The sequence below is a fragment of the Curvivirga aplysinae genome, from assembly GCF_009711445.1.
In the GTDB taxonomy this organism is placed as follows: Bacteria; Pseudomonadota; Alphaproteobacteria; order UBA8366; family Aestuariispiraceae; genus Curvivirga; species Curvivirga aplysinae.
Window position 1 is genome coordinate 1 of the sequence record NZ_SMMC01000144.1, and the last position, 19,242, is coordinate 19,242.

Annotated in this window: 20 protein-coding genes; 5 read left to right on the plus strand and 15 right to left on the minus strand. The window is 43.6% G+C overall.

The window, feature by feature from the left end:
* Positions 1-293: hypothetical protein (locus E1160_RS17085; protein WP_218048729.1), on the plus strand; the 293-nt coding region annotated here is incomplete at its 5' end.
* A gap of 138 nt (positions 294-431) precedes the next feature.
* Here E1160_RS17085 and E1160_RS05245 read toward each other — a convergent pair.
* From E1160_RS05245 to E1160_RS05270, 6 genes are all read right to left on the minus strand, one after another.
* Positions 432-887: a DUF1489 family protein gene (locus tag E1160_RS05245; RefSeq protein ID WP_155153954.1), complete on the minus strand. Its 456-nt coding sequence runs from the start codon at positions 885-887 to the stop codon at positions 432-434.
* A 50-nt stretch (positions 888-937) separates the two neighbouring features.
* A complete protein-coding gene (locus E1160_RS05250) occupies positions 938-1,831 on the minus strand; it encodes a hydroxymethylglutaryl-CoA lyase (protein ID WP_155153955.1) in 894 nt (297 codons plus the stop codon).
* Between the two features lie 3 nt (positions 1,832-1,834).
* Entirely contained in the window at positions 1,835-3,841 is a 2,007-nt protein-coding gene (locus E1160_RS05255; protein ID WP_155153956.1) for an acetyl/propionyl/methylcrotonyl-CoA carboxylase subunit alpha, read from the minus strand.
* Between the two features lie 2 nt (positions 3,842-3,843).
* Positions 3,844-4,641 carry an enoyl-CoA hydratase/isomerase family protein gene (locus E1160_RS05260; protein ID WP_155153957.1) on the minus strand — a complete coding sequence of 266 codons (798 nt, stop codon included), beginning with the start codon at positions 4,639-4,641 and terminating at the stop codon, positions 3,844-3,846.
* Between the two features lie 11 nt (positions 4,642-4,652).
* Positions 4,653-6,275: a carboxyl transferase domain-containing protein gene (locus tag E1160_RS05265; RefSeq protein ID WP_407923887.1), complete on the minus strand. Its 1,623-nt coding sequence runs from the start codon at positions 6,273-6,275 to the stop codon at positions 4,653-4,655.
* Between the two features lie 213 nt (positions 6,276-6,488).
* Positions 6,489-7,268 carry an AraC family transcriptional regulator gene (locus tag E1160_RS05270; RefSeq protein ID WP_155153958.1) on the minus strand — a complete coding sequence of 260 codons (780 nt, stop codon included), beginning with the start codon at positions 7,266-7,268 and terminating at the stop codon, positions 6,489-6,491.
* A 91-nt stretch (positions 7,269-7,359) separates the two neighbouring features.
* Here E1160_RS05270 and E1160_RS05275 point away from each other — a divergent pair, with 91 nt between their 5' ends.
* Positions 7,360-8,586 carry an MFS transporter gene (locus E1160_RS05275; protein ID WP_155153959.1) on the plus strand — a complete coding sequence of 409 codons (1,227 nt, stop codon included), beginning with the start codon at positions 7,360-7,362 and terminating at the stop codon, positions 8,584-8,586.
* Positions 8,587-8,634: 48 nt separating this feature from the next.
* Positions 8,635-9,582, plus strand: a complete 948-nt coding sequence (locus E1160_RS05280; RefSeq protein ID WP_155153960.1) for a helix-turn-helix domain-containing GNAT family N-acetyltransferase — start codon at positions 8,635-8,637, stop codon at positions 9,580-9,582.
* Between the two features lie 5 nt (positions 9,583-9,587).
* On the opposite strand, the gene E1160_RS05285 is transcribed toward E1160_RS05280, so the two are convergent.
* The gene (locus tag E1160_RS05285) at positions 9,588-10,028 is read right to left on the minus strand and encodes an Lrp/AsnC family transcriptional regulator (RefSeq protein ID WP_155153961.1); all 441 of its coding nucleotides are present in this window, start codon (positions 10,026-10,028) and stop codon (positions 9,588-9,590) included.
* 132 nt (positions 10,029-10,160) lie between these two features.
* Here E1160_RS05285 and E1160_RS05290 point away from each other — a divergent pair, with 132 nt between their 5' ends.
* Positions 10,161-10,718: a cysteine hydrolase family protein gene (locus tag E1160_RS05290; RefSeq protein WP_155153962.1), complete on the plus strand. Its 558-nt coding sequence runs from the start codon at positions 10,161-10,163 to the stop codon at positions 10,716-10,718.
* 40 nt (positions 10,719-10,758) lie between these two features.
* Here E1160_RS05290 and E1160_RS05295 read toward each other — a convergent pair whose 3' ends face one another.
* From E1160_RS05295 to E1160_RS05320, 6 genes are all read right to left on the minus strand, one after another.
* Positions 10,759-11,361, minus strand: coding sequence for a 2-hydroxychromene-2-carboxylate isomerase (locus E1160_RS05295; RefSeq protein WP_155153963.1), 603 nt, complete (start codon positions 11,359-11,361; stop codon positions 10,759-10,761).
* Between the two features lie 8 nt (positions 11,362-11,369).
* Positions 11,370-12,047, minus strand: coding sequence for an SDR family oxidoreductase (locus E1160_RS05300; RefSeq protein ID WP_155153964.1), 678 nt, complete (start codon positions 12,045-12,047; stop codon positions 11,370-11,372).
* 39 nt (positions 12,048-12,086) lie between these two features.
* Complete coding sequence (locus E1160_RS05305; RefSeq protein ID WP_155153965.1) at positions 12,087-12,473, minus strand: RidA family protein; 387 nt, start codon at positions 12,471-12,473, stop codon at positions 12,087-12,089.
* Between the two features lie 81 nt (positions 12,474-12,554).
* A complete protein-coding gene (locus E1160_RS05310) occupies positions 12,555-13,727 on the minus strand; it encodes an isovaleryl-CoA dehydrogenase (RefSeq protein ID WP_155153966.1) in 1,173 nt (390 codons plus the stop codon).
* 31 nt (positions 13,728-13,758) lie between these two features.
* Positions 13,759-14,214: a PaaI family thioesterase gene (locus E1160_RS05315; protein WP_155153967.1), complete on the minus strand. Its 456-nt coding sequence runs from the start codon at positions 14,212-14,214 to the stop codon at positions 13,759-13,761.
* A gap of 26 nt (positions 14,215-14,240) precedes the next feature.
* Positions 14,241-14,639, minus strand: coding sequence for a MerR family transcriptional regulator (locus E1160_RS05320; RefSeq protein WP_155153968.1), 399 nt, complete (start codon positions 14,637-14,639; stop codon positions 14,241-14,243).
* Positions 14,640-14,823: 184 nt separating this feature from the next.
* On the opposite strand from E1160_RS05320, the gene E1160_RS05325 reads away from it, so the two are divergent.
* Positions 14,824-15,432: a hypothetical protein gene (locus tag E1160_RS05325; RefSeq protein ID WP_155153969.1), complete on the plus strand. Its 609-nt coding sequence runs from the start codon at positions 14,824-14,826 to the stop codon at positions 15,430-15,432.
* Here E1160_RS05325 and mgtE read toward each other — a convergent pair.
* Together mgtE and E1160_RS05335 are read right to left on the minus strand one after the other, a co-directional pair.
* Positions 15,427-16,824, minus strand: coding sequence for a magnesium transporter (gene mgtE / locus E1160_RS05330; protein ID WP_155153970.1), 1,398 nt, complete (start codon positions 16,822-16,824; stop codon positions 15,427-15,429). The two genes, E1160_RS05325 and mgtE, sit on opposite strands and share 6 nt — an antisense overlap.
* Positions 16,825-16,886: 62 nt before the next feature.
* Positions 16,887-19,163, minus strand: a complete 2,277-nt coding sequence (locus E1160_RS05335; RefSeq protein ID WP_155153971.1) for an NADP-dependent malic enzyme — start codon at positions 19,161-19,163, stop codon at positions 16,887-16,889.
* Between the last annotated feature and the right edge of the window lie 79 nt (positions 19,164-19,242).

Genomic DNA, 19,242 nt, shown 5'->3' on the forward strand with positions numbered 1-19,242 from the left:
ACAGCCCGCGTATCCCTTCCTGTCTTATGCAATTGTCAAATAACATACCTCAGCATCTTTATCAGGCGCCGATAGAAGCCCTCGCCGAATCACCTTGTTCATCAGCGCGAACCTTTAACCTATCTCTTTACCGATTAAGTCGCAAGTTCAAAATTGAACTTTCTTTTGAGGTGGTCAGTTCATCTCTGTCGCGGCGTTGTGTGCCGTGTCATTGTCTCGCTGACAGGGCGGTTTATACGGCTGCTTCCCGGGTGGCGCAACCCCTAAATTACAAAAAAATGAAAAAAATATGATCTTTTTCCTAAAACCCGCAGAAATCCTAGACATTAAATCCTAGCTATTTTTCTTCATTCCTAAGATGCAAAAAGGCCTTCGTCATTTTAAGTGTCGAAGGCCTTATTTTTTGAAATTTTCTTACCTAAATGACTGAATCACATCAAACCAAGAGACTTTAATTCGGCAATCATCTCTGCTGGCATAGACTCAGTCTCACCATTTTCCAGCATATTGATATCTGGCGGTGCCTCTTCCGGCTTTAAATATCGCCATCCTTGAAATGGGCGATGTGGCCATGGTTGGGTTTTCACCAATTCAGGGCCAAGCAAAATTCTGCATTTTGGCTTTTCATCAGGATCTTCAGAAGGATGTTCTTCAAAACCAATGATAGGCTGTCGCACAGACATAGAACCTTTAACAATCCAGAAAAGTGAACCGCCCTTTAAAAGTTCTTCTGCGCGTTTTGGCCAGGAACGCGTGATATGCCATATTTTGCCGCCACGTATAGGCAGGTTAATATGTTGCCATTCCTGAAGTTGTTCAACAGAGTCTATACCTACACATAGCTTACGCAGATGAATGGTCGCATTTTCACGAGATATGTCAGACATGGATCGCCTTTATTGGTATTAATCTTTACCCAAGACCGACATCTTGTGTTTTATGCGAGCGCATTTGAGACGCGGGAGTTTGGTTTTCGTCCAATAACATTGGATATGAATCGCCCGGCATCAAGTAGTTTTTCAAAATCAATACCTGTTTTTACGCCGCAACCGTGCAACATATAGACAACATCTTCGGATGAAACATTACCGGAGGCCCCTTTTGCATAGGGGCACCCTCCAAGGCCAGCAACAGAAGAATCAAAGACGGATATCCCCATCTGCATTGCAGCATAGATATTCGCCAAGGCTTGGCCATATGTATCATGGAAATGCCCAGCCAACTGATTATTTGGCACAACCTTACTTACAGTTTCAAAGAGGCGCTTTACCTCCTCTGGGGTACCAACGCCAATTGTGTCCCCCAAAGAGATTTCATAGCAACCCATATCAAGAAGTGTTTTTGAGACTTCAGTGACTTTGGCTGAATCGATCTTGCCTTCATAAGGACAACCGATCACACAAGATACATAACCGCGTACCTTTACGCCATTTTCTTTGGCAACTTCCATAATAGGAGCAAAACGCTCCAGACTTTCTGCAATAGAGCAATTGATGTTCTTTTGAGAGAAACTTTCAGAAGCCGCCCCGAAAATTGCAACTTCCTTCACGCCCACAGACATGGCCGTTTCAAAACCACGCATATTTGGGGTCAGTGAAGGATAAGACACGCCTTCTTTACGTGTGATCTGAGATAATACATCAGCAGAATCACCCATTTGCGGCACCCATTTCGGGGAAACAAAGCTGCCCGCCTCTACCGCTTGAAAGCCTGCATTGGTAAGACGATTCACCAATTCCACTTTATCGGCTGTTGTTACCATGGCCTTTTCATTTTGCAGACCATCACGTGGTCCAACCTCAACAAGCTTTACAGATTTAGGCAAAGACATTTCTTATTCCTCCAAAAAGGTCACCAGGACATCGCCATCTGCAACCTGATCCCCTTCACCAAAACGGATGGAGTCAATTTTACCTGCATGGGGTGCCAATATAGAATGCTCCATCTTCATGGCTTCAAGCACCATCAACAACTGTCCTTCTTCCACATCATCACCATTAGATGCATGAACCGCTGTCACTTTACCCGGCATCGGCGCTGCAAGGCGATCGGAACCGCCTTCATCTTGTGATGCTGCAGCCACAGGATCAAATAGAGTGATTGGATAGCTTCCGCCTTCTGTAATAACGGTGAAGGTATCTTCTGCTACAATGACTGAAACTTTTCCTTTCCAGTCACCATTGGTGATTGCTAATGTCACATCATCCACATAATCGCCAGACAACCATTCGATTTCATCATTTAGGGCAATATCGAAACCGCCATCACGTGGCATTGCTGCTAACTTAAACTCAGCATTTTTGCCCTTAAGAATCGCGTCGCTATGTGCAATATCATTCAAACGCCAATGATCCGTTGATGCCCATGGGGACCAAGGATCGTCAGTATTGGCATTGTCAATATCCGCATCAATTTCACGTTCCAGCATCATGGCCAACATAGCGATACGTGCTGCCGCTTCTTCTTCCTTGCTACGATCCGGCAACAGACTTTCTTCATAACGTTCGATAAAGCCTGTATCCAGTTTTGCAATTTGAAAGGCTTGCTCTTCTAAAATCTTGCCTAAGAAGTCTCGATTGGTTGTCACGCCGGAGATTTTAGAATTTGCCAAGGCTTGAGCAAGCTTACGGATTGCCGCATCACGATCTTCCCCATGCACAATAATTTTGGCAATCATCGGGTCATAATGCATGGATACATCATCACCAGTACGCACACCTGTATCAATACGGGCGATATCTTCTGGTAATTCAAGATAATCCAAATGACCGATAGCAGGTAAGAAACCACCATCCGGATCTTCAGCATAAAGACGTACTTCCATGGAATGACCATTGATTGATAGATCTTCTTGCGTCAACGGAAGCTCTTCACCGGATGCTACTTTAAACTGCCACGAAACTAAATCCTGACCAGTGATCATTTCAGTTACCGGATGCTCCACCTGTAGGCGGGTATTCATTTCCATAAAATAGAAACCGCGTGGCGTACCGTCATCTTCACAATCTGCGATAAATTCGATGGTCCCCGCGCCACGATATTGAATAGCCTTGGCCGCAGCTACTGCTGCCTTACCCATTTCCGCCTGAAGATCGGCAGGCAAACCCGGAGCTGGCGCTTCTTCAATCACCTTTTGATGGCGACGTTGAATAGAACAATCACGTTCAAATAAGTGAACCGCATTGCCATGTTCGTCCGCAAAAACCTGCATCTCAATATGACGTGGGTTGGTTACGAATTTCTCAATCAATACCAAATCATCCCCGAAAGAGGAAATCGCCTCACGTTTACAACTATCCAATGCATCTAGGAAGTCTTCGGTTTTCTCAACTAGGCGCATACCTTTACCACCGCCACCTGCGGATGCTTTAATCAAAACAGGATAGCCGATTTTATCCGCTTCAGATTTCAGGAAATCTGCATCTTGATTATCACCATGATAGCCCGGCACTAACGGCACAGACGCACCACCCATTAATTCTTTCGCCGCAGATTTAGAACCCATAGCGCGAATTGCATCAGCCGTTGGACCAATAAAAATCAGACCAGCAGCTTCAACCGCATCGGCAAATTCAGCATTCTCAGACAAGAAACCATAGCCGGGATGGATTGCCTCTGCCCCAGTATCAAGGGCAGCCTGAATAACCTTTTCACCAATCAAATAACTTTCACGGGCAGGTGCAGGACCAAGATGAACCGCTTCATCCGCCATTGCCACATGCATCGCATTGGCATCTGCATCAGAATAAACCGCCACGGAAGCAATACCCATTTCACGCGCGGTTTTGATAACACGAACAGCAATTTCGCCACGATTTGCAATCAATACTTTTGTAAACATGATCAGGCTCCCTCACCCTCATAGTCTTCCAACCAACGCGGTTTTCTCTTTTCAAGGAAGGAGGTTAAACCTTCTTGCCCCTCTTCACTTGAACGAATATCTGCGATACGGGATGCCGTATCCTTAATCACATCCGAAGTTACTGGACGATCCACAGCAAAAATTAAGTCTTTGCCTGCAGTCATTGCTGCCGGGCTATTTTTTAGCAACGTATCAATAATCTCATCTACTTTGCTATCCAGCGCGTCAGCAGAGACGACTTCATGTACCAAGCCCAGACGTAAAGCTTCCTCAACCTTAAAACGTTCCGCAGTCAGGAAATAACGACGCGCAGCTTGTTGCCCCATAGCTGCAACCACATATGGGCTGATAGTCGCTGGCGTTAGGCCCAGTTTCACTTCAGAAAGACAGAAACTTGCATATTCACTGGCAATCGCAATATCGCAACAAGCCACCAACCCAACACCACCGCCAAAAGCGGCGCCTTGAATTTTCCCAATCACTGGCTTTGGATTGAAGTTGATGGATTTTAACAAACCTGCTAGCGCCATCGCATCATTGAAGTTTTCTTCATGACTGTAAGCAGCCATTCGCTTCATCCAGTTCAGATCAGCCCCGGCAGAGAAGCTCTTTCCTTCTGACTGCAAAACAATCACCCGAACAGTATCGTCCACAGCTAACTCATCAAATGCTGTTGTAAGGCCCGTAATTAACGCGTCATCAAATGCATTATGTTTATCAGCATTGGTTAGGGTAACGCGCGCAACTAAACCATTTTTGGTTACAGAAAATTGTGACATATCCTGCCCCCTTACATACGGAAGATGCCGAAGCGTTGATCCGCCAATGGTGCATTCATACTTGCAGACAAACCAAGACCAAGAACCATACGTGTATCTTTTGGATCAATCACACCATCATCCCATAAACGGGCCGACGCATAATAAGGATGACCTTGATGTTCATATTGCGCACGAACCGGGTCCATAAAAGCTTCTCGTTCTTCATCAGTCCAAGTTTCACCCGTACGGGCCATACCATCTTCTTTTACAGTCGCCAAAACGCTTGCCGCCTGTTCACCGCCCATGACGGAAATACGCGCATTTGGCCACATCCATAAGAAACGCGGGCTGTAAGCACGCCCACACATACCATAATTACCTGCCCCAAAAGAACCGCCAATTAGAATCGTGAATTTCGGCACATGGGTTGTCGCAACAGCCGTCACCAATTTCGCGCCATCTTTGGCGATACCACCAGACTCATATTTCTGTCCGACCATAAAGCCCGTGATGTTTTGTAAGAAAACAAGCGGGATATTACGCTGCGTACAAAGCTCAATGAAATGCGCTCCTTTTTGTGCAGATTCAGAAAACAAAATACCATTATTGGCAATGATCCCTACTGGATAACCCCAGATATGCGCAAAACCACAAACTAATGTTGTGCCGTATAACGCTTTAAACTCGTCAAATTCAGAGCCGTCCACAATACGCGCAATAATTTCACGTACGTCAAATGGCTTACGCGAATCAGCAGGGATCACACCATATAATTCCTCTGATGCATAAAGCGGATCTTTCGGTTCACGCACATCAAGAAAGACATCTTTCTTTTTATTGAGATTACTCACAACACGACGGGCGATTGATAAGGCATGCGCGTCATCACGGGCATAATGATCTGCCACGCCAGATACACGGCAATGCACATCCGCGCCACCAAGGTCTTCGGCAGAAACCACCTCTCCCGTTGCTGCCTTGACCAATGGTGGCCCTCCCAAGAAAATTGTGCCTTGTTCCTTTACAATAATGCTTTCATCACACATGGCAGGCACATAAGCACCACCCGCTGTGCATGATCCCATTACCACTGCGATTTGCGGGATACCTTTGGCAGACATATTTGCCTGATTAAAAAAGATACGTCCAAAATGATCACGATCCGGAAATACTTCATCTTGGTTAGGCAAATTCGCACCACCAGAATCAACCAAATAAATACATGGTAAATGGTTCTGCTCTGCTATTTCTTGCGCCCGTAAATGTTTTTTCACGGTCATCGGGAAATAAGTACCGCCTTTGACAGTAGCGTCATTGGCAACGATCATACATTCACGACCTGCCACACGACCAACACCTGCAATAATCCCAGCACTTGCAATATTTGCATCATACATCTCATAAGCAGCTAATTGAGATAGCTCTAAAAACGGAGATCCCGGATCCAGTAAATTGCGCACACGATCGCGCGGTAACAGCTTGCCGCGACCAACATGACGATCACGGGCCTTTTCGCCGCCACCTTGCTTAATCATCGCCACCTTATCTTGAAGGTCAGCAACTGTTTCCATCATCGCTTTTTTATTGGCAGCAAAATCATCTGACTTCAAATCCAGTTTGGATTCAATATATGGCGCTGTCATCCCGCTCATGCTCGTTTCCTCGGCTTTATCATCACAGGTTTAAATTACAGGGTTATCCCACATGATCCCTCATTAGAAACAACTTCTTAGGCAACGTATCACAACTCTTCACCAACATCCGAAAAGAGTCGCATACAACCTCTCCTGCATCATTTGCATTCTTATAACATCAGTTGACGTTTACGTAAACGTCAATTTAAGTAAAAAGGTTTCTGACATCTACTAATCAGATAAAAGAGAGGAAGGATTAATCCCCATCTCCCTATGGAAAGCATAGGTAAAGGCACTTGCACTTCCATACCCACATTTCGCTGCGACCACTTTTACAGCTTCACCTTTTGAAAGTTCTTCCATTGCATGATGAAATCGAACCAACTGCCGCCAACGCCCAAATGAAATACCAATATCTTTCACAAAAAGTCTTGAAATCGTCCTAGAAGAAGCGCCAATCTTCTCTGACCACAGCTCCAACGTATCTTGATTAGATGGATTCTCTAAAATCAAACTGCAGATTTTTTGAAGACGGAATTCTCGAGGCATCGGAATGTTTAAAGATAACTCTTCCATCCGCGATAATTCATCAAACAATAGTTTTGATAGAAGTGCGCCCCGACTTTCCGGCTGGATCACAATGGGCTCATTACAAAGCGCAAGTATCAATTCACGCATCAAAGGTGAAACAGCAACCACTTCAATACCACTTGAATTGGCACGTGGTAGCGCATCACTTAAATAGATACTACGCATCTCTACATCCCCATGCATCAAGATGGCATGATCTAAATAGGCTGGAATAAGAACAGCCGTATTTTGTGGCACAATCCAAGCCTGATCACCGGCGAGCAACCTCATCACACCGGAAGATGCATATAATAATTGAGTTTTACTATGATGATGCAATTCAATTTCTACACCATCCGCATAATCCCGCGCCCAAGCCACCAAAGCCTGCGGTAACTCTAACAAGCCAGTTTCATTAATATGTTGGTTTTGTAGGTTCATGTCCTAAATTCTACACTATATGACAATACATATAAAATACGTCAATGCTAATTAAATGTCATCTAAAACCGATCTTGATATGAGACTTCAGATGACATCCTCTACGAAAAATTACTTTTTGCTCTTGAATATTGGCCATTTCCTTGACCATTACTTCACATTGATCTTCGGCACCTTAGCTGCACTTGTCCTCGTCTATGAATGGCAAGTTAGTTATGCAGATTTATTGCTATATGCAACACCGGGATTCTTTGCATTCGGTTTATTTTCACTGCCCGCAGGTTGGCTTGCCGATCGCTGGTCATATGATGGCATGATGACACTCTTCTTTTTGGGGATTGGGCTAACCTCCATCCTAACAGGCTTTGCGCATAATCCGCTCGAAATTGGCCTCGGATTATTTGTTATTGGTGCCTTTGCCGCGATCTATCATCCTGTAGGCCTAGCAATAGTTACAACCGTATGGGACAAGACAGGCATGCGCATCGCCATCAATGGCGTTTGGGGCAATCTTGGCGTGGCCTGTGCCGCAGTCATAACAGCTCTCATCGTTGATATTCTTGGTTGGCGCATGGCCTTCATTTTGCCTGGCATATTTTCTATAATAATAGGATTGATATATGCCTATCATCGTCTTCCGTATATCAATAAACGAATGGAACCTAAGACCTCTTCCATCGAAATAAGTTTATCTTTTAACAGAGACGACTTATTTAAAATTACAATTATTATCTTTTTACTAGCTGCTATTGGCTCACTTATCTTCCAAGCGACAACCTATGCACTGCCAAAAATTATGGAGGAGCGACTATCCTTTCTCGCAACTGAAGTAAACCAAGTCACTTATAATTTCATTGGAATTGAACTTGGCACAAGTCTTATCGGTTCTCTCGCTTTTATCGTGTTTACAGTCGCCTCTCTGGCCCAACTGATTGTTGGATACATGCTTGATAAGGTAGAAGCAAAATACATCCTTGCATGCGTTTCGCTCATCCAAATCACCTTCTTTGGTTTAATGCTTGTCACAGAAGGCAGTATTGTTTTCTGGATTACACTTGGCTTCATGATCGGTACCTTCGGTGACATTCCGATTATGGATTATCTAGTTGGCCAGTCATCAAAAGGAGAGAATCGTGCACGTGTATATGGCCTGCGCTATGTTGTTTCCTTTAGCGTTCTAGCACTCACCTTACCTTTAGTTGGTTATATTCACGAGACTTGGGGCTTCGATAAACTCTTTTACCTCTTAGCCTTTTCTGCAAGCGCTATCTTCTTACTTTCATGGTTTTTACCTAAAATGAAAAATCATTCCACTTGATATCCTCTCCCATATAGTTGCATTATACAACTATATGGGAGTTTCATAATGACAAAGCTTTTGAAGATAGATGAAATCAGATCACAGTCACGCGCCTTGGTTAGAGAGCTTGGTTTCATGCGCCGTACCTTGGCAGGCACAACTTTATCTCCGTCCGCAACACATAGTATTATTGAGATTGGATTATCTGAAAATCTGACAGCTAAAGATTTATCAAATATCTTAAAATTGGATAAGTCCTCCGTCAGTAGACTTATTCAAAAACTCTTTACTCAAGGCTATGTGATAGAAAAGCGTGCTAAGCATGATGGCAGAAAAAAGGAACTTACCTTAACCGATGAAGGCCAAAAGATATATAATCAAATTTGTGAATTCGGTCGCAATCAAGTATCAAACGCTATCAATCAATTGCCCAAGGAAGATATCCAGAAAATAATTGATGGATTAAATATCTATGCGTCCGCTCTCTCCTCATCAAAAATCCAGCCAAAGGTCTCTAAAATGCATCTTGTAACAGGTTATTTTCCTGGCCTCATTGGTCAAATCGCAAAGTTGCATGGGGTTTATTATACAAAACACGCAGGATTTGACGTTAATTTTGAGGCCGCTATTGCCGCTGAAACAGGCGAATTATTTTGCAATATGCAGAATACCAAAACGCAGGTCTGGTCCTATTTGGACGGTGACAAAGGAGATTTATTGGTCGCAAGTATCACTATTGAAGATGTAGATCACAAAAATGGCAAGGCCCACTTGCGTTGGTTTATCGCTGAAGAGGCATATCATGGTTATGGTATGGGTCGACGCCTTATGAAAGCAGCCATGGATTATTGCGATAGAGAAGGCTTTAAAACTGTTACCTTAAGTACATTTGCCGGCCTAGATGCAGCCATCAAACTTTATGAAGATTTTGAATTTAAACTGACTGATGAATTTCCAAGTATGACATGGGGTAAGGAAGTTCTTGAAAAACATTACAGACGCGATAAGGCCTAAAGGATTTAACGATCAATATGCGTTTCTGTAATAAGATGTGTTTGTACTTTTGTGACCAGTTCGTGATCGCTGAACATATTGGTAATTTCCGTTAGGCGACCAACATCAGACACTTCGAGGATCAAGGAAGAATCCAGCTCCCCGGCAGTTGACCAAAACTTTTTGATCTCTGGCACATGCCCAAATTCCGCTTTTAACTGCTTACAAAATGATCCTGTCAGCCGTAAAAGCATCAATACTCGTAAGTCGCTTTTATCCTTCTTATTTGCACGTCGGATTGTATAACCAGCGATATCACCGTTTTTCTCTAGTTTTGCTAACCGTTGCCGAATAGCCGTAGGTGATAGGCTCACTTCACGGGCCAATTCACTGACTGGCATACGTGCATTGATTTCTAACAAATCAAGGATTCTGAGGTCACGGTCATCAAGATGGTTTTGCGACATATGTGGTTCAACTATTGCAATAGTGGAATCGACTATTTCAGGCGATTTTAAGTGGTTTTGAAATATTGAGCAAATTGCCCAATTTAAAGATCATAACGGACATCAACTTAATCACAAGAAAGATTAAATAATATGTCTAAAGTAGAAGCAAATACCGCCCTTATCCTCATTGACTGGCAAGAGGGATTTAACGACTGGGATCACTGGGGTGGCAATCGTAATAATCCAGACGCGGAAAAAAACGCAACTTTGCTATTATCCCACTGGCGTAAGAGCAACCTACCTGTTTTTCATGTTATTCATCACAGTACCATTCCTGAAAGCACGCTTAGGAAAGAGAAACCGTCCGGTCAAATCATTCAACCGCTTGTACCTCTTGAAAACGAGACATTGATGCACAAAAGAGAAAACTCTATTTTTGTTGGCACCCATCTGGAAGTTTCCTTACGTCGCCTGAATATCCAGAAACTTGTTATATCGGGCCTGACCACAAATCATTGTGTCTCCACTTCCACACGGATGGCTGGTAACTTAGGATTTGATGTCAAATTAGTAGGTGATGCCTGTGCAACATTTGACCGAATTGGTCCTGATGGGCAAGAATTCAAAGCGCAACTCATTCATGATATTTGTTTATCTGATTTACATAATGAATTTTGTCAGGTGATACAGACACAAGATCTGACCTAATAAATGAAGGCGTTCTTTTGATTGAAAGAACGCCTACTTTTTACCACCCACCCGTTTCAAGCCATTGATCCAGATGGTCTAAACGATCCAACCCCCAAAAGGCTTCTCCATCAACAACAAAAAAAGGTGAGCCAAAAACTTGCGCCTTTACGCCTTCTTCGACTTCCTGTTTTAGCTTTGCTTTGATTTGATCAGAAGAAATACCGACTTCAGCCTCATCACGCGTATAACCATATTCTTCAGCAATATCCAATAGAACTTCCTTATCACTGATCACCCGACCGTCTTCATAACAAGCTTTATAGATGGCCTTAGAGAGCTCAGCACGCTTTTCATGATCATCGCCTGCAGCCCAAATAATCAAACGACATGCATTAACGGCCATAAACGGAAAAGATTTCGGCATTTCAAAAGGAATATTATAAAAGCGTGCGGTTCTATACATATCCTTTAATGAATATTCCCCTTTAACAGGATAATCCAAAAGCGGCTTAGTCCCCACTTGCTTGAAGACAGCCCCTAGTAAAAAAGGTTTCCAGTGAATGTCGACCTTATGTTTAGAGGCAATTTCTTCCACTTTCATCGCCGCCAAATACCCATAAGGAGAAGAAAATTCATAATAAAAATCAATCACTTTACACATATCATACCTTACCAGGGAATTTGCGATCCATCATAATTAAAGAATAAACCATTATAGCTGTTTTGTCGTTCAGGGCCGATAGGATCAACCACGTTTTTCATCCCCATCGCACTTGTTTCAACAGTAATATCCGCTTCGGATCCTCCCATATCCGTTTGCACCCATCCCGGATGTAACACCACACAAGACGTGCCACTAGCTTCAACTTCTTGAGACAAACAATTAACAGCCATATTTAATGCACTCTTGGAGGAACGATATGCATAAGCCCCCCCTCCATTACGTGTAATCGACCCCATTTGCGATGATGTGAAGGCCATTACTTTTCTTTCTGATTTTTCGACATTACCCATAAAGGCAGATGCCAAACGTATTGGGGCAATTGTATTTATATGGAATGTTTCCAACCACTGTTTGTTTGTTAACTGGTCTAATTTCTTTCCCCTGTCCAGATACACTCCGGCATTATTCCATAGAATATCGATTGGATGCCCAGCTAGAACCTGTTTAAGCTGCTCAATCGAATCTTCTTCTGTTACTTCCAATGGATAAAATTGCACACCTTTTATATTAACATTGGATGTATCACGACATGTCCCTATCACATCCCATCCATCAGCCACATATGTCTCTGCCAAAGCCTTACCAATCCCGCGATTGGCCCCTGTTAACAATATCGTTGGCATCTCTCTACCTTCCCTAAGCTGTTATCTTTGTTGTTTTTATTATTCAGCTGCGCCCTTACGTGCGGTCACTTCGATTTCTATTTTCATTTGCGGATTAATAAGACCAGCCACCACACAAGTTGCGGCAGGGCGCGCATTCGCAAAATAGCTCCCCCAGATAGGGGCAACTTGTTCAAAATAGCTTGCTTCAGTGATTGTATATTGAACACGCAATACATCATCCAAGCTGCTACCTGCCTGCTGTAAAACCTGTTGGATATTTCTAAAAGTTTGATGCGTTTGTTCTGCTACATCATCGGATAACGTCATATTAGAATAATCCATCCCTGTCGTTCCCGATACATAGATCATATCACCATCCACAACAGCCCGGGAATATCCCGCTAATTCTTCATATGTCGATCCGGATGAAATTTTTTCGACCATTTTCTATCCCCAAATATCAAAACAAAAGGCCACAGCAAAAACTGCTGCGGCCCTGCATCATAATCTGAAAGTCGAACGAGATCACTTTGTTTCTTCGAAAATTTCACGTCCGATTAACATACGACGAATTTCACTGGTTCCCGCGCCGATCTCATAGAGTTTGGCATCGCGCAACAAGCGCCCTGTTGGGGATTCATTAATATACCCCATACCGCCTAATACTTGAATTGCCTCCAAAGCCATCCATGTCGCTTTTTCCGCAGAATATAAAATCGCGCCTGCTGCATCCTTACGTGATGTCTCACCACGATCGCACGCCTTCGCCACAGTATAAACATAGGATTTCGCTGCATTCATGATTGTATACATGTCGGCAATTTTGCCCTGCATCAGTTGGAATTCCCCAATAGATTTGCCGAATTGTTTGCGATCATGAATATAGGGAATCACGACATCCATGCAGGCTTGCATAATACCGGTGGGACCACCTGAAAGAACCGCACGTTCATAATCCAGACCCGACATTAAAACATTCACACCGCGTCCGATTCCTCCAAGTACGTTTTCTTCTGGCACTTCACAATCTTCGAAAACCAACTCACCCGTGTTAGAACCACGCATACCAAGCTTGTCTAGTTTTTGAGCGATTGAGAAACCTTTAAAGTCCTTCTCAATGATAAAAGTGGTAATGCCACGCTTACCCGCGTCTGCATCTGTTTTCGCATAAACAACCAATGTATCCGCATCTGGTCCATTGGTGATCCACATCTTTGATCCATTAAGGATATAGCGATCACCTTTTTTCTCTGCTTTCATGCGCATAGATACCACGTCAGACCCTGCACCGGGCTCAGACATTGCCAAAGCACCAACATGATCGCCAGAGATCAATTTCGGTAAGTATTTTTTCTTTTGCTCTTCGCTACCATTGCGATGGATTTGGTTCACACAAAGATTAGAATGCGCGCCATAGCTTAATCCAACAGATGCAGACGCACGGGAGATTTCTTCCATAGCTATCACATGTTCAAGATAGCCCATACCCGATCCGCCATATTCTTCGCTTGCCGTCATTCCTAATAGACCAAGATCCCCCATCTTCTTCCATAAATCTGCTGGGAACTCGTTAGAAGAATCAATTTCTGCGGCACGCGGTGCTATCTCGTCAGAGGCGAAACTGCGGACTGTGTCACGTAACATATCGGCGGTTTCGCCCAAATCAAAATTCAATCCCGGATAAGAGTTAGGAATCATTAGTCTGCTCCTTATTAATAAATCTATCGACTTAACCTGATACTTCGGCTGTGTCGGGCATATTTTTCATCACCATCATGGTTGCCAATGTAGTGGCTATTAGCTTTTCAGTCCCATTTTGGACCGCATAGATATCTGCTTGAGATACCATTAATGTTTTGCCGGGCTTAATCACGCGCCCTTTGCCAATCAATTTTTCCCCCTGCCCTGGTGCCATCAAGTTCACTTTGAATTCAACAGTAAGGACAGAATCAGTTTCTGCCATCAAAGAGAAACTGGCATATCCGCAACAATTATCTCCCAAGGTGCCAATCACGCCACCATGGAAGAAACCATGTTGCTGTGACAACGCCTCATCAAAAGGCAACTCAATTTCTGCATATCCCGGCTCGACAGTACCAAGCTTAGCGCCAATCGTACTCATAAATTTTTGACGTTTAAAACTATCCGCAACTCGTGTCTTAAATGCCGGATTACGCGGCTCCATCTCTCAAACTCCCCACAAAGCTATAATTACGAAAGGCCGAGTTCTTTCATTCTCGCAGAAATACGTCCTTCAACTTCAATAAGCTCTTGTTCTGCGGCATCTAAATCACGTCTTTTTTCTTCTAATTCAGTACGACGTATCTTTATTTTCTCAAGCAAGAGATTAAGCTGCCCTTTCTCCCCTGCGACATCATCATACATATCAATGATTTCACAAATCTCTTTCAAGGTGAAACCAAGTCGTTTTCCGCGTAAAATCAATTTCAAGCGTACCCGATCACGCGCCAGAAACACACGGGTCTGCCCCCGCCGTTCAGGATGGATCATCCCTTTATCTTCATAGAAACGGATCGTACGTGTGGTCACGTCAAACTCTTCAGCTAAATCACTAATTGAATATTCTTTTGTAGAATTATCATGCGACATCTATGCTATTCCTAATAGAACCAACTCAGACAAAAGAGATGGCAATCATTATCAAAATCGAAATTCAGATTAGTTTACCTTTACGTAAACGTAAAGTATTTTCTTACAGCGACACTAAGAATATCTCCCCAATCCATAATTATATAAGTTAAGATTGCATCAAGTTAACTTATGAGAATGTAAAATGCCCCTACAAAATCGTGTCATCCCCACATCAGAAATTACGTCATCGAATGCACGTGGTCACTATATGGGTAATCGCGGTATTTTGCATAATGATTCAAAAGAACTAGGTATAGCCCGATGGAAGCATAAGGCTTGGATTATTTGTGTTTTAGATTTCAAGAAACGCCAACGTCGAGTGATGACGCCGAACAGATATACAGAACTATTCTTTTATGACGAAGCAACAGCATTAGCAGCAGGTCATCGCCCCTGTGCAGAATGCCAAAGAAAACGGTTCAATGACTATCAAAGATACTGGAAGCAGGCCTTCGCCGAACAGGCAAAAGCAGGTGAGATGGACCATATACTTCATTCAAAACGTGTCGTAAGTCACTCACGCCAACAGGTTACAATAAACCTTCCCTTCCAAGATATCCCAAATGGATGCTTCCTTATGTATATGGGGCAACCTCATTTGAAATGGGGTTCACAACTTCATCCGTGGACATGGGAAGGATATGAAAACTCGATTGATATTCACTCAAACGGAAAACTTGAAATGTTAACACCAGTACCTAGTGCAAACGTATTACATGCGGGATATCAACCAGACATTATAGGTCTATAAAAGCACCCAAGCTGAAAGCCCAAGGAAAGAGAGAAAACCGACTACATCAGTAATGGTGGTCAAGAAGACAGTAGACGCAATCGCCGGATCTTTTCCAACCTTTTCAAGCCCTATCGGGATTAATGTACCCGCCATACCGGCCGCCAACATATTGATAATCATCGCAGAAGCGATCACCAACCCTAGCGCAAGATCATTAAACCAAGCCCAAGCCAAACCGCCCATAAGAATGGCAAACAAGATACCATTTACACCACCAACCAATACTTCTTTCCAGACAACACGAAATGCATTGGAGGTTGTTAATTCATTAGTGGCAAGCGCACGTACAGCAACGGTTAATGTTTGTGTCCCCGCATTTCCGCCCATAGAAGCCACAATCGGCATCAAGATCGCAAGTGCCACTAACTGCTCTAAAGTCTCTTCGAATAAGGAAATAACGATTGAAGCAATAACTGCGGTTAAAAGATTCACAAGCAACCAGGAAAAACGAAGACGGGTGGTTTCAACAACGTCAGAATAAAGGTCATCTTCCTTTACGCCACCCATTTTCAAAATATCTTCTTCATGCTCTTCATCGAGAACTTCGACGATATCATCAACCGTGATAATACCAACCAAACGCCCAGTATCATCAACAACGGGTGTTTCAACCAACGCATATTGTCTGAATAAGAAAGCCACATCTTCCTGATCCATCGTCACTGGGACGACCTTCACATCTTCCCACATTAGTTCAGTGACTAATTTATCTCGATTGGTACGTAACAATTTGGAAAGTTTTACAATCCCAACAGGTTTGTGGCTCGGATCAATGACGACGATATTGTAAAAATCATCAGGTAATTCGATTTCTTCATCACGCATATAATCGATGGTTTGACCGACACTCCAGAAACTTGGCACGGTCACCACCTCGCGCTGCATCAATCGTCCAGCGGAATCTTCCGGGAAAGACAGGCTTTGTTCAAGGATCGCACGATCATCCGCAGGAATAGCCTCTAGGACTTCTTGCTGCTCAGCCTCATCCAAATCTTCAATAAATTCAATCGCATCATCGGAATCAAGTTCGTTAACGATCTCAACCATCTGGTCCGTGTCGAGGTCTTCGACCATATCTTCACGGACATTGTCATCCAAATGCACCCAGACTTCTGGATCAAGTGAGTCCCCAACCAACTCAACGAAATCATCACGATCGCTGGAACTTAATTGTTCCAGCAAATCGGCGACATCCGCTACATGCAAGGGATCAATAAGATCTTGAATTTTCTCCGCAGGTTCACCTTCTTCCAAAGCATCTTCAACTTGCGCGACAAGCTCATCAGATAATCCATAAAGCTCATCTAATGCATCTTCATCAAGCTCAAGTTTTTCAGCTGCTTCGGACATAAAGCGCACCCTCCTGCTTCCTAAGTGATCCTGTCTTTTTCTTAATCTCTTAAATGAGGTTATTATTTTTCGGCAAAATTCTGTGCATCAACCACCGCAATGGCGGTCATATTCACGATTCCCCTTGGTGTCAAAGAAGGCGTAACAATATGAACAGGCTTCGCGGCACCAACCAACATTGGCCCAACAGACAAACCATCTCCTAGCATCTTAACCATATTATATGAAATATTTGCGGCATCGAGTGTCGGTGCAATTAAAATATTTGCGCGACCTTCCATTCGGTTACTCGGCAAAATCGCATCCCGTAGAAAAGGGTCAAGTGCCGTGTCTGCGTGCATCTCACCTTCCACCATCAAATCCGGGTATTCACAATGCAGTTGATTTGTTGCATCCCGCATTTTTTTGGCGGTCGGATGATCTGAAGAACCAAAGTTTGAATGGCTTAACATCGCAACTTTTGGCGTAATACCAAATTGACGCACCACATCCGCAGTCATCACTGCCGTTTCCACAAGATCATCAATCCCTGGCTCCACTGTGATATGCGTATCCGCAATAAAATATACGCCAGATTGTAAGACCAACATATTAATTGTTGACATGTCATGTACATCATCTCGTACACCGATAATCTGGCGCACATGGCGCTGATGTTTGTCATACTGCCCAGATGTTCCACAAATCATGGCGTCCACCTCACCACGTTTGAGCATAATAGCTGCAATCGCAGTATTTCGAGTACGCATTACCACTTTGGAAAATTCAGGCGTCATTCCCTGACGTCCCATAATTTCATGATACATCTGCCAATATTCGCGATAACGTGGATCATCTTGCGGATCACAAAGTTCAAAATCTGTATCCACATTTAGGCGTAACCCTAATTTATTAATACGATTGATCACCACATCACGTCGACCAATCAAAACAGGTTTGGCAATGCGGTCATCAACAACAACCTGAATAGCACGTAATACTTTTTCTTCTTCACCTTCTGCATAAACAATACGCTTTGGATTAGAAATCGCACGATCGAAGATCGGCTTCATCACAGTGCCAGAACGGTAAACGAATTCTCGAAGTTTTTGCATATAAGCTTCAAAATCCTCAATCGGACGCGTTGCGACACCAGATACCATCGCCGCCTTTGCAACAGCAGGAGCGACTTCCAAAATCAGCCTTGGGTCAAAAGGTTTCGGGATTAAATAATCCTTGCCAAATCCTTTCACAGCGCCACCATAAGCGCTATCCACCACATCTGATGTTTCACGGCGGGCCAATTGTGCAATTGCCTTCACACAGGCTACCTTCATAGCCTCATTGATTTCTGTCGCACCAACATCCAGCGCCCCACGGAAAATAAATGGAAAACAAAGCACGTTGTTTACTTGGTTAGGATAATCAGATCGCCCGGTTCCACAGATTGCATCGGGGCGCGCTTCCATCGCCAGTTCCGGTAAAATTTCCGGTGTTGGATTCGCCAAAGCCATAACCAATGGATCTTTGGCCATTTTCTTAACCATCTCAGGCTTCAAAACACCTGGTGCAGATAAACCTAAGAACACATCCGCCCCATCAATGACATCATCTAAACTGCGACCATTTGTTTTCTGCGCAAATGCCCCTTTATAAGGGTCCATTTCTTCGGTACGCCCTTCATAAACCACACCAACAATATCGCATACAGTGATATTTTCTTTCTTAGCACCCATGCTTACCAGCATATTCAAACATGCCAAAGCTGCTGCCCCTGCACCGGAACATACAATTTTCACATCTTCGAATTTTTTGCCGACAACATCCAAGCCATTATAGATCGCCGCGGCTACGATAATCGCTGTACCATGTTGGTCATCATGGAAGACAGGAATATTCATCCGTTCTTTTAGGCGTTTCTCAATTTCAAAACATTCCGGCGCTTTAATATCTTCCAGATTGATGCCTCCGAATGTCGGCTCCATCGCCGCCACGATATCACAGAACTTTTCAACTTCTGTTTCCGCTAATTCAACATCAAATACATCAATACCGGCGAACTTCTTAAAGAGAGCTGCCTTTCCTTCCATGACAGGTTTTGACGCTAAGGGCCCAATATTTCCCAACCCTAAAACAGCTGTCCCATTAGATACCACACCAATCAGGTTACCGCGCATCGTTACAGCCGCGGCTTCTTTCTGGTCGTCCTCAATCAAACGACATGCTGCGGCCACCCCCGGAGAATACGCCAAACTCAAATCACGTTGGTTTGCTAATGGTTTCGTTGCAACGACTTGCAATTTACCAGGTGGATCCATGCGATGATAGTAAAGTGACTCGCGTTCGATATCGTCAGCCATAATATTGTTACCCTCTTTGACTGAATAATTCTCACACTCCTTAGAAAATTAATCAGCTTATTAATCTTTTATTAGTAAT